This window comes from Arthrobacter sp. Soil_N43, assembly GCF_057655195.1.
Genome location: NZ_JBDGML010000107.1, coordinates 54,990 through 64,960 on the forward strand (window position 1 = coordinate 54,990; position 9,971 = coordinate 64,960).

General features: G+C 65.7%; 10 protein-coding genes. 4 read left to right on the forward strand and 6 right to left on the reverse strand.

Annotation, left to right across the window (positions count from 1 at the left end):
• Positions 1–86: 86 nt before the first annotated feature.
• The gene (locus tag AC3A3W_RS15575) at positions 87–1,871 is read left to right on the forward strand and encodes a thiamine pyrophosphate-dependent enzyme (protein WP_487443929.1); all 1,785 of its coding nucleotides are present in this window, start codon (positions 87–89) and stop codon (positions 1,869–1,871) included.
• Positions 1,872–1,973: 102 nt separating this feature from the next.
• On the opposite strand, the gene ccsB is transcribed toward AC3A3W_RS15575, so the two are convergent.
• The 5 genes from ccsB to AC3A3W_RS15600 are packed head-to-tail and all read right to left on the reverse strand — an operon-like array spanning position 1,974 to position 6,857.
• Complete coding sequence (gene ccsB, locus AC3A3W_RS15580) at positions 1,974–3,080, reverse strand: c-type cytochrome biogenesis protein CcsB (protein WP_487443930.1); 1,107 nt, start codon at positions 3,078–3,080, stop codon at positions 1,974–1,976.
• A complete protein-coding gene (gene resB / locus AC3A3W_RS15585; RefSeq protein ID WP_487443931.1) occupies positions 3,080–4,807 on the reverse strand; it encodes a cytochrome c biogenesis protein ResB in 1,728 nt (575 codons plus the stop codon). The genes ccsB and resB overlap by 1 nt, the downstream gene beginning before the upstream one ends.
• A complete protein-coding gene (locus AC3A3W_RS15590) occupies positions 4,807–5,562 on the reverse strand; it encodes a cytochrome c biogenesis CcdA family protein (RefSeq protein WP_487443932.1) in 756 nt (251 codons plus the stop codon). Before AC3A3W_RS15590 ends, resB begins: the two co-directional genes overlap by 1 nt.
• A 15-nt stretch (positions 5,563–5,577) precedes the next feature.
• The gene (locus tag AC3A3W_RS15595) at positions 5,578–6,189 is read right to left on the reverse strand and encodes a TlpA family protein disulfide reductase (protein ID WP_487443933.1); all 612 of its coding nucleotides are present in this window, start codon (positions 6,187–6,189) and stop codon (positions 5,578–5,580) included.
• Between the two features lie 2 nt (positions 6,190–6,191).
• A complete protein-coding gene (locus AC3A3W_RS15600; RefSeq protein WP_487443934.1) occupies positions 6,192–6,857 on the reverse strand; it encodes a histidine phosphatase family protein in 666 nt (221 codons plus the stop codon).
• Between the two features lie 206 nt (positions 6,858–7,063).
• On the opposite strand from AC3A3W_RS15600, the gene AC3A3W_RS15605 reads away from it, so the two are divergent.
• The 3 genes from AC3A3W_RS15605 (at position 7,064) to AC3A3W_RS15615 (ending at position 9,356) form a co-directional block, all read left to right on the forward strand.
• Positions 7,064–7,612 carry a YceI family protein gene (locus tag AC3A3W_RS15605; RefSeq protein WP_487443935.1) on the forward strand — a complete coding sequence of 183 codons (549 nt, stop codon included), beginning with the start codon at positions 7,064–7,066 and terminating at the stop codon, positions 7,610–7,612.
• Positions 7,613–7,754: 142 nt separating this feature from the next.
• Complete coding sequence (locus AC3A3W_RS15610) at positions 7,755–8,330, forward strand: hypothetical protein (protein ID WP_487443936.1); 576 nt, start codon at positions 7,755–7,757, stop codon at positions 8,328–8,330.
• A gap of 147 nt (positions 8,331–8,477) precedes the next feature.
• Positions 8,478–9,356, forward strand: coding sequence for a hypothetical protein (locus tag AC3A3W_RS15615; protein ID WP_487443937.1), 879 nt, complete (start codon positions 8,478–8,480; stop codon positions 9,354–9,356).
• 42 nt (positions 9,357–9,398) lie between these two features.
• On the opposite strand, the gene AC3A3W_RS15620 is transcribed toward AC3A3W_RS15615, so the two are convergent.
• On the reverse strand, positions 9,399–9,971 hold a 573-nt coding region (locus AC3A3W_RS15620), incomplete at its 5' end, for a redox-sensing transcriptional repressor Rex (RefSeq protein ID WP_487443938.1).

Genomic DNA, 9,971 nt, shown 5'->3' on the forward strand with positions numbered 1-9,971 from the left:
CACCGGGCCGGAGACCGACTAGGCATCCACCGGCGCTTCCACCCAATGAACATAACCAACACCCCAAGCCAAGAAGACAAGCAGTGATGACAACGGAGTCCGCACACACCATGACCGCAACCCACACGCAACCGTTCGAAGGCCACACCCCCAACCACGGCGCGGCACAAACGCTCCCGCCTGCTGCTCCGGCCAGCCCGGCGCCCAACAAGACCGCCGGCAAGACCGCCGGCAGCAACGCCCTGAAATCCGCCGGGCACGTGATTGTTGACTCCCTCGTGGCCCACGGAGTCGAACGCACCTACGTCGTTCCCGGCGAGAGCTTCCTGGACGTGCTGGACGGGCTGCACGGCTCCGACATCGATACCGTGGTCTGCAGACATGAGGGCGGCGCCGCCTACATGGCCGAGGCCGACGGCAAGATGAACCAGCGTCCGGGCGTGGCCATGGTCACCCGGGGGCCTGGCGCGGCCAACGCCCACGTCGGGCTGCACACCGCCTGGCAGGACTCCACACCGATGTTGCTCTTCGTCGGGCTGATCCCCTTTGCCCACCGTGACCGGGAGGCGTTCCAGGAATTCGACATCAAGGCCTGGTTCGACACGGGTGCCAAGCGCGTCATGGTCCTTGACCATGCCGAGCGGGCGTCCGAGATCGTGGCCGAAGCGATGTTCGCAGCCATGAGCGGACGGCCGGGGCCCGTAGTGGTGGGCTTGCCGGAAGACATCATCCGCCAGCAGATTGATCCGGCCCTGCACCCCGCCATCCCGGTGGCGGCGGGCGGCATGAGCACCGCCGACGCCGAAGCGCTGGCCACCGCACTGGCCAACTCCACGAAGCCGCTCTTTGTCACCGGCGGCAACGACTGGACCCAGGCAGCGGCCAGCCAGCTCACCGAGTGGCTGGAAAAACATCACATCCCGGCTGCCGCGGAATGGCGCACGCAGGGAACAGTCTCCTTCGATTCGCCGTCCTACGTCGGTCCGATCGGCTATGGCCGCCCCCGCCCCACGTACGACCTTCTTGAGGAAACCGATCTGCTCGTGTTCATCGGCACGGTTCCGGGGGATGTCATCACGGACGGTTTTGTCTGCAGGCAGGACTGGAACAAGAAGAATTTCCTGGTGACCATAGATCCTTCGTTGCGCGGCCGCTCGGGCCCGGTCTCGCGGCAGATCGTGGCGAAACCGGACGCATTCGTTCGGGACCTCGCCCGCATCGAGCTGCCCGTGAAGGAGGAGTGGAAGGCCTGGACGGGCAGGATGCGGGCCGAGCAGGTGTCTTTCGCCGGCCTGCCGTCAGCTACGCCCTGCGACGCACCAGCAAGGATGGACACACTGATGGCGAACCTCGTCCCGCGGCTGCCCGAGGACGCCATGGTGACTTTCGGGGCGGGCGAGCACACCAACTGGGCTCACCGATACTTCCCCACCCGGCGCTACGCCTCGATGATCAGCGCCAGAAACGGGTCCATGGGCTATTCCGTACCCTCTGCCATCGCCGCATCGCTGGCCGACCCGCAGCGCAAGGTGGTCACCATTGCCGGCGACGGGGAATTCCTCATGAACGGCCAGGAGTTGGCCACCGCGGCCCAGTATGGCGCCACGCCGCTGATCATCGTGATGGACAACCAGGAGTACGGCACCATCCGCACCCATCAGGAACGCCACTATCCCTCCCGAGTCTCCGGCACACAGCTGAAGAACCCCGACTTCGGCCTCATGGCCCGGGCCTTCGGCGGTTTCGGCGTCACAGTCACCAACGACAAGGACGTGCCGGCCGCCCTCGACTCCGCATTCGAGGCCATCGATCGGCATGGGGTGTTTGCCCTGATCCACCTCATCGTCGAACAGCGCGTCAAAGCCTACTGACTGGGTCAAAGCCTACTGACTGGCCAGAAAGGGCCGCCCAGCAAGCATGCTGAGCGGCCCTTTGGGGCACACGGCAAATCGCAAACGGCGAAGGGAACGTCCCTACAGCCCCGAGTAGGAGTGCAGGCCGTTGAAGAACTGGTTCACGATGGTGAAGTTGAAAACCACGCACAGGTAGCCCACTATCGACAGCCATGCAGCGCGGGTTCCTGTCCAGCCACGGGTTGCACGTGCGTGCAGGTAGCCGGCGTAGACCACCCAGATCACGAAGGTCCACACTTCCTTGGTGTCCCAGCCCCAGAAGCGTCCCCAGGCCTTCTCGGCCCAGATCGCACCGAACATGAGCGTGAAGGTCCACCCGATGAAGGCGATCGCGTTGATCCGGTAGGAAAGGTTCTCCAGGCTCAGCGCGGTCGGCACGAGGCGCATGAAGCCCAGCTTGTCCGCCCCGCCCGCGGCGATGGTCCTTTGCCGGTGGGACTGCACCAGCTGCAGGGCGGACATCGCGAACGTCAGTGTAAACAGCGCCGAGGAAAGCACGGCAATGGAGACGTGGATGACCAGCCAGTAGCTCTGCAGCGCCGGCACGAGGTGGCCCACGGGAGTCCAGTAGGCCACGGAGGCCGCCACCAGCATGATGATCACGAGGCCCACCACAAATGTGCCCAGGAACCTCAGGTCGCGCCGGATGAGCACCACGAGGAACACGGCCACGGCTACGAACGCGCCGGTGGTCAGGAACTCGTACATGTTGCCCCACGGCACGCGCCCGGAGCCAATGGCACGGGTCACCACCCCGGCGGCGTGGATCACGGCGCCCAGGATGGTCAGGGCAACAGCCACGCGTGCGGGGGCCCGGCGCTCAGCGCCGTAGCTCATGCTGGCGTCCGCCGTCTGCCCTGCCGCGCCGCCGGTGCCCTGCGCTTTGGCGGAGACGGACGACGACGGCCGCTCGGCACGGCCGGCCGGTCCGGCCAGGTGCCCCTCGACGCGGCCCCCGGCGCCTGCCGCGACCGGAACCTTCACGCCGGCGTCGGACGAACTCTCAGGGGACGCCGCGGCGGCCGCCTTCAGATCGACGGCGCGGAGGGCCCTGCTGCTCTTGGCCAGGTCCCAGGCGAAGGCGATGAACGCCACCGTGTAGGTGCCCGCCGCGAGGAGCATGAACAGCTCGCTGTACTGGCCCATGGTTTCGTTGATGGGGAACATTACCGGTCCTTCTTCGGCTCAGCCGAGCCTGCTGGTGAGGAAATGGAGGATGGTGTGCCGGGCCCGTCCGCGTCGAGGCCCCACTCGCGCTGCAGCAGCGCACGGATCGCCGCGGCTTCGCCGGCCAGGCGGTGGTCTTCGCCGCGGGCCAGCAGGCCGTATTCCACCATGGTGCGGCCGTCCTCGTGGCTACCGGTGCGGACCCAGACGCGGCGGCGGTTGACGTAGAGGGAGACCACCAGGCCGGCCACTGCGAGCAGCGCGAAGATCAGTGCAGACAGCTGGCCCGGATTGTGGTGGATATCGACGCCGACATAGCGCTTCACGCCATCGAAGCTGATGGAGCCCTTGCCGTCCGGCAGGGTGACCGTCTTGCCCGGCGCGAGCGTGATGCCCTTCGTTTCCAGGTTGCGGGCATTCAGCGGCGTCAGGTCCTTGACGTCGAGTTCAAACACGTTCTGCGGGGTGCCCTTGTCGAGCCCGAGGTCGCCATAGTAGGAGTTCAGGCTCAGCTGCGGGTTGATCAGTTCCGGATCGCCGCTGAAGGAAATGCCCTCGTCGGTCACGAAGGCCGTGGGCAGGAAGAACCCGGCGAAACCGAGCTGGTCGGGCTTCGCGTCCGGCACCTTGATCACCACGGACGAGTAGTAGTTGTCGCCCTGAAGCTTGGCGACCACCGGCCCCTGCATGGCGACGTTGCCGTTGCCGTCGCGCACTGTGACCACCGGGGCGTAGCCGTTGCCCGTCAGGTAAATGCTGGTGCCGCCCAGCGTCACCGGTTCATTGACCTTGAGGACTTCCTTCTTGGCCGGGGCCCCCGGGGTTTCCTTCGTGGTGACGTCTGCCGTGAAGTCGATGGGCTGGCCGAACTTGCCCTGGGACTCCCGGTCGAACTTGATCTGGAATTTATCGAGCTGGATGGAGTACGGCTGGAGCTGGCTGCTCTGGAAGTTGGTGCCAGGGTTGAACTGGTCGTAGCCGACGAGGGTGTTGACGAAGGTGTCGCCCTCCACGAGGATCCGCTGGCCGCTGTAGCCGAACAGGCCGCCGACCGCCACGGAGACCAGCACGCCGATCAGCGAGGTGTGGAAGACAAGGTTGCCCACTTCCTTGAGGAAGCCGCGCTCTGCCCCCAAAGACGGGCGCGCGCCGTCGTCGTGCCTCACCTCAACGCGGTACCCGCGTTTCCTGAGCAGCGCCGCTGCGTCTTCAATGGCGTCCGACGCCGGGATACCGGCCTCCGCGGGCACCACCAGTGTGCCGTACTCCGGCAGCCGGGACAGGCGTTTAGGAGTCCGCGGCGGCTCGGAGCGCATGGCCCGGTAGTGCGCTATGGCCCGGGGCACGACGCAGCCGATCAGCGAGACAAACAGCAGGATGTAAATGGCCGAGAACCATGCCGAGGAGTAGACGTCGTACAGCTGCAGTGAGTCGAGGATCTTGCCGTAGTCCGGGTTGTCCTTGATGTACTGCGTGACCACCGACGGGTTCGCCGGACGCTGCGGGAACAGCGAACCGGGCACCGCCGCAACGGCCAGCAGCAGCAGCAGGAACAGCGCCGTGCGCATGCTGGTCAGCTGCGTCCAGGCCCAGCGGAGCATGCCTCCGGCGCCCAGGTCAGGCAGCGCCGCGCTGGCCTTGGCCTCCTTCACGGCATCCTTTGGTGCGGAATCCTTGGGGGATTCCCCGGCCGGACGGTTCTTGGTTGACTTCACACGCTCGCTCATCAGATCGGCAACTTAACGTCGGTTTGGAACCAGTACTGCAATTCAGTGACCCAGGCGCCCCACAGCCCTGTGGCCATCAGGATCCCCAGGACAATCAGGACTCCCCCGCCGGTCCGCTGGATGGCGAGCCGGTGCTTGCGAAAGAAGGACATCACGCCGGCGCCGCGGCGCACCGCCAGCGCGATCAGCAGGAACGGGATGCCCAGTCCCAGGCTGTAGACGAAGGCCAGGAACGCACCCTTCGCTGCGGAGGAACCGCCGGAGAGGCTCAGGAGCTGGACGGCGGAGTAGGTGGGGCCGATGCACGGTGCCCAGCCGAGGCCGAACGTGATCCCCAGCAGCGGAGCGCCCCAGAGGCCGGCTGGCGGTTTCGCATGGATTTTGGCGTCGCGCTGGAACCAGCTGAAGCCGCCCATGAACACCACGCCCATGACAATCACCAGGATTCCGAGCAGCTGCGTGATCCAGCCGTTCTGGCCGGGACTGAGCAGCGTGCCCAGCTGGCCAAACGCGCCGCCGAGCAGCACGAAGATCACCGAAAAGCCCAGCACGAAGAGGCCAATGCCGGCCAGCATGCGGCCACGCTTCTGTTTCTCGAGGTCCACGCCGGTCAGTCCCGTGACGTACCCCAGATAGCCAGGCACCAGCGGCAGGACGCAGGGAGAGAGGAAGGAGACCAGTCCGGCCAGCAGCGCCACCGGAATGGCAAGGAGCAGCGAGCCGTTCAGGATGGCTTCGGCGAAGGGGCTGTTCACGGTACGGGCCGCCCGCTACTCTGCCACGGCGGATTCGATGAGGGCCTTGAGGGTGCCCTTCTGGATTTCCCCGAGTACGCGCGAGGCCACTCGGCCCTGCTTGTCCACCACCAGTGTTGTGGGGACGGCGCCCGGCGGCACCAGGCCTGATACGGACAGCAGCACGCCGCCGTCCTTGTCGTTGAAGCTCGGGTAGGTGAGGCCGAACGTCTTGTCGAAGGCGTCCGCCGTGGCCTTCTCATCCCGCAGGTTCACGCCGAGGAACTGCACGCCCTTGGGCTTGAACTCCTGGTGGAGCGCTTCAAGCAGCGGAGCCTCGACCCGGCACGGCGCGCAGGCGGCGAACCAGAAATTCAGTACGGTCACCTTGCCCAGGAAATCCTTGGGAGTGACGGCGGTGCCATTGAAGAGCGTTCCCTGGATGTCGACGGCGGCCTTGCGGTCCGCAGCGGCGAATTCCGTCACGGAGCCGTCCCCGGCGACGTAGTTCTTGTTGTCGCCCGCCTTTGCCTGTTTGGCCAGCGCGTCTTCCTGGGCGCAGCCGGACAGGCCCAGCGTAAGCGCCGTCAACGCCAGGCCTCCGGCAGCGAGGACGCTGCGGCGCGAGCTTACAGGGGGGTTCGACATGGTTAGGCTCCGGGGGTGCTGGAGGCACCGGGAAGAAGGGCGGCCGCCGGCTCGCTGTACACAACGCGCAGCAGGGTGCCGTCGTCGTCGAACACGAGGGACGTCAGGGACGTAAGGGTGCATTCGCGCTTGCGCGGATCGTGCCACAGCGGCTTTCCTTCGGCGCTGAGGCGCGTGGCCCAGATGGGGAGCTGGTGGCTGACCATGATGGCCTCGGCTCCGTCGCCGCCGAGTTCGATCGCCTTGGCGCGGGCGTCCTGGACTGCTGCACGCACGCGTGCCGCCTGATCCTTGTAGGGCTCGCCCCACGAAGGCCGCAGCGGGTTCACGAGCTTCGGCCAGTGCTTGGGCTTCCTGAGCTCGGCCTTGGTGACCCGCAGGCCTTCAAAGTGGTTTTCCGCCTCGATGATGCGCCTGTCCGTATGGATCTCCAGCCCCAACGCCTGGGACGTGGGCTGGGCAGTCTCCTGCGCACGGGTCAACGGGGAGGCCACCAGGTAGACGATCTTTGCGCCGTGGTCTGCGCGGTCGCGAAAGTGGTCCGCCAGCGTCTGCGCCATCTGCTGGCCAAGCTCGGAAAGGTGGAATTCCGGCAGCCGGCCGTACAGGACGCCCGCAGGATTGTGGACCTCGCCGTGGCGGAGCAAATGAACAGTGGCTTGGGGCATGTCTACCAGTTTCTCAAAGGGCAGGGGCAATGACGAAATCTTCTACATCTAGTAGAACTCAACAAAATTACGAAATGTTCCCAAGGGCCGGAATAAAAGATGCGTTTGCATGTTTATACTGGATGCAGCAGTTAGTTGAGAGTTCAACCAATGAACCTTCAACTGCAAGATCATCCGACGCACCACTGAAACCAAGGAGAACCACCATGGCACTTCCCGCTAACGTCACCACCGGCATCTGGACCCTCGACACCTCACACAGCGAAATCGGATTCACGGTCCGCCACGCGGGCATCAGCAAGGTCCGCGGCCAGTTCAAGGAAGCCACCGCAACCCTGGACCTCGCCGAGAACGTGGCCGACTCCAAGATCAACGCCACCATCCAGACCGCGAGCTTCGACTCCGGCGACGTCAACCGCGACGGCCACGTCCGCGGCGAAGACTTCTTCGACGTCGAGAAGTTCCCGGAGATCTCCTTCGTTTCCAACGGCCTCGTGGCCAAGGGCGACAGCTACGAACTCCAGGGCGACCTCACCATCAAGGGCGTGACCCGTCCTGTGGCCCTCGAAACCGAGCTCAACGGCGTGGCCGTGGATCCCTTCGGCAACACCCGTGCCGGCGTTTCCGCTGAAACCACCATCAGCCGCAAGGACTTCGGCCTGACCTGGAATGCCGTCCTGGAAGCCGGCGGCGTGCTGGTCAGCGACAAGGTTGCCATCAACCTCGAACTGGCCTTCATCGCCCCTGCCGCGTAAGGCGCACGCGCTTACTCGCATGCCAGGCCCGCATGACGGGCGGCACACCGCCAACGCCCCGCCCGTGGTTCCACGGAGCGGGGCGTTGGCGTGGTTCGACCCCTCCTAGAATTAGCCAAATTGCCGGTCTACAGTGAGAGCCATGAGCAACCCGAGCGATGGACCGGAGCCTGCGGAACCGGGCTCCGAACCGCCCCCGCGTGACCGCCCCGTTCCCCCGGGGCGGAGCGGACGCTTCCCCTTCGAGATGCCCGCCGACCGTCCCCGGAACCTCTACGAGGCCATGCCCCAGGGCGGTTTCACCGGGCTCTTCAGCGTGACCGGGCTGCCCATGGAGCTGAAGGTCTCGTACTGGATCTGGGTGATCGGCGGACTGCTGGGGCTGCTCGGCGGAGTGATTGGCATTTTCGGCGCCCTGGTGCTCTTTGCGTTCATCCCCGGGCTCGCGGTCCTGGTGCTGTTGCTCGTGCTGTTTGCCGTGGCGCTCTCCGGGGCACAAATTGTCCTGGCGTTGAAGATGAAGGAAGGCCGCGAATGGGCCCGGCTGGCTCTGACGGCTATTGCCGGGGCCTCATTGCTGCTGTCCTTCATCAGCGTCGTCTTCACGGACGGCCGCGGCGGCAACGGGCTCGGTTTTCTGGCAAGCCTGGCCGCGACCGTGCTGATGTGGGTTCCCAACGCGCAGACCTGGTTTGCCGCTGCCCGGGGGCGGCCCTGACCATGGCCACAGGTTCCGCGAATACCTCTCTGGAATGATCCTCGCGGCGGCCGCCGAGGGGTACGGTTGAACTGAACCATGCTGGGGGCAGGGCAGGCTTCTGAACCCGGTGGCCGAACCCTACGTCGAAAACGCAAAGGAACGCTCATGAGCACTCCTCCAGTCCAACCTCCGAATCCGAACGACCCGACTTCCGGCCGCCAGGATTCCAACGAGCCGGGTACTAACGAGCCGGGTTCCCACGAGCAGGGCCGGAATGGCACCGGGCTGCCGCAGTACGGACAGAACGCGCCACAGTACGGGCAGAACGCCCCGCAGTACGGACAGAACGTTCCTCCGGTGCCGCAGTACGGGCAGAATGCGCCGCAGCCGGGACAGCCGCAGTATGGCCAGAACGTTCCTCCGGCGCCCCAGTACGGCCAGAACGCGCCGCAGCCAGGCCAGCCGCAGTACGGACAGCAGCCGTTCGGCCAAAATGTCCCGCAGTACGGTCAGCAGCCCTACGGACAGCAGCCTTATGGCCAGTCACCGTATGCCCAGTACCCCTCGGAGCAGGCCCAGGGCGGTCCCGCCAGCGTCCCGCAGTCCGTCAACAGGGCGTTCTGGATGATCATCGCGGCCGGTGCCCTGATGCTCCTGTCAACGCTGCTGAGCATCCCGACCCTCGACGATCCCGCCACGCGGAGCATGTTCGAAGACCAGGTCCGGAGCAGCGGCCAGAACATCGCCTTCGAAGACATCAAGGGCTTCCTCATTGCCACGATCGTGGTCTTTGCGCTGATCCTAGCCGGGCTCTACGCCCTGGTGGCGTTCAACGTCCGCAAGGGCAAGAACTGGGCCCGGATCCTGGGCACCGTTTTCGCGGCGCTGTCCATCTTCTCGTTTCTGCCCCTCGGCCTGAACACCGCCGCTGTCATTCTGGGAATCGCGGCGATCGTGATGCTCTACATGCCTGCGGCGTCACCCTACTTCCAGAAGCAGCAGCCGTTCGCCAACCCCTACGGAAGCGGCCCCTTCGGCCGCTAGGCATCTTCCTCGCCGACGGGCGCGGATTCCGGAGCCGGACTTTTAGTTCGGTTGCCCCGGGGTCTGCGCCCGTTGCGCGTGGTAGGCCAGAATCTGCAGCTCGGTGGCCATGTCCACCTTGCGCAGGTTCACGTCCTCGGGAACCTGCAGCATCACGGGCGCAAAGCTGAGAATGCTGTGCACGCCGGCGGCCACCACGCGATCGCAAACGCTCTGCGCCACGGCCGCGGGCAAGGCGAGGACCACCATGTTCGCGCCCGTCCGCTCCAGCACGGTTTCCAGGTCCGCCACGTCACTCACGCGCAGCCAGCCCACCTCGTTGCCCACCACCATCTGGTCTGCATCGAAAATGGCCACCACGTCGAAGCCCCGCGACTCGAACCCGCCGTACCTGGCCAGCGCCTTGCCGAGGTTACCGGCGCCGACGATCGCAACCTTCCAGTCGTGTGTAAGTCCGAGCGCGGCGGCAATGTGACGGCTGAGGTACTGAACCTCGTAGCCCACGCCGCGGGTACCGTACGACCCCACATGGGAGAGATCCTTGCGGAGCGTGGACGAGCTGACGCCGGATGCCTCAGCCAGCGACTCGGATGAAACGCGTTCGATTCCTTCGGC